Below are 1,298 nucleotides of genomic sequence, written 5' to 3'. Positions count from 1 at the left end.
GATAAGGTAGAATAAATTGCGCAAATTGAAAAAAGAATGAAAAGGGGCACGGTTTGCAGATCTCTGGTAGAATGAAGTCACGACACACCATTCTGAAAGGAGACAGCAAACCATGTCCGAGAAAATTGTACAGTTTAACGAGGAAATTATCAAGGGGCAGATCAAGGAATTGGTCCGGGGCAGTGTAGAAGAGACGCTCAACGGTCTGCTGGAGGCAGAAGCCGAGAAACTTACCCAGGCCGCCAAGTACGAGCGCAGCGAGGAGCGTCAAGGCTACCGCAGCGGCCATTACAGCCGAAACCTTACCACCACATCCGGCGACGTCACGCTCAATGTGCCCCGTCTCAAGGGAATCTCTTTCGAGACCGCCATCATTGAGCGGTATCGCCGCAGGGAAAGCAGCGTAGAAGAAGCACTCATTGAGATGTATCTGGCTGGCGTCTCCGTGCGCCGTGTGGAGGACATCACAGAGGCTCTCTGGGGGAGCAAAGTATCCCCCTCCACCATCAGCGAGCTGAACAAGAAGGCATACGTCCATATTGAGGACTGGCGAAACCGGCCGTTACAGGGCGGATGCTATCCGTACGTCTATGTGGACGGCATCTACCTGCGCCGCAACTGGGGCGGAGAGTACGAAAATGTGGCCATTCTGGTGGCGATTGCGGTCAACGAGGACGGCTACCGTGAAGTTTTGGGTGCTGCTGAGGGGATGAAAGAGGACAAGGCGAGCTGGGTCAGCTTTTTTCAGTGGCTCAGAGGACGCGGCCTAAACGGTGTCAAGCTCATCGTGGGCGACAAGTGCATGGGAATGCTGGAGGCTGTGGGCGAGGTGTTCCCGGATGCCAAATACCAGCGTTGCGTCGTACACTTTTACCGCAATGTTTTCTCTGTAGTACCCAAGTCCAAAGTCAAGTTGGTAGCCAAGATGCTCAAGGCGATCCATGCCCAAGAGAGCAAGAAGGCAGCCAGGGAGAAGGCCAAGACGGTCATTGCGGAGTTAAAGGATATGAAGCTCAAAGAAGCCGCCAAAAAGATTGAGGACGGTGTGGAAGAAACGCTGACCTATGCGGATTTCCCGTCTGAACATTGGACTCGCATCCGCACCAACAACGTGATAGAACGGCTGAATCGTGAGATTCGCAGACGCACCCGCGTGGTGGGCTGCTTCCCTGACGGAAACTCGGCGCTCATGCTGGTCTGTGCACGCCTGCGACATGTCGCCGGTACACAATGGGGCAACAAAAAGTACATGAACATGAAGCATCTGGAGGCGGCCACCGAAGACGCTTCCATTGCCG

Annotated in this window: 1 protein-coding gene; it reads left to right on the top strand. The window is 54.4% G+C overall.

Annotated elements, in window-relative coordinates; all coding sequences use genetic code 11:
• Positions 1-112 precede the first annotated feature (112 nt).
• The coding region (locus ON16_RS00035) for an IS256 family transposase (protein WP_040658433.1) at positions 113-1,298 on the top strand (1,186 nt) is incomplete at its 3' end.

Origin of the sequence: Oscillibacter ruminantium GH1, from assembly GCF_000307265.1 — a bacterium.
Classification (GTDB): domain Bacteria; phylum Bacillota; class Clostridia; order Oscillospirales; family Oscillospiraceae; genus Oscillibacter; species Oscillibacter ruminantium.
This window is presented reverse-complemented; position numbering and strand designations above follow the sequence as displayed.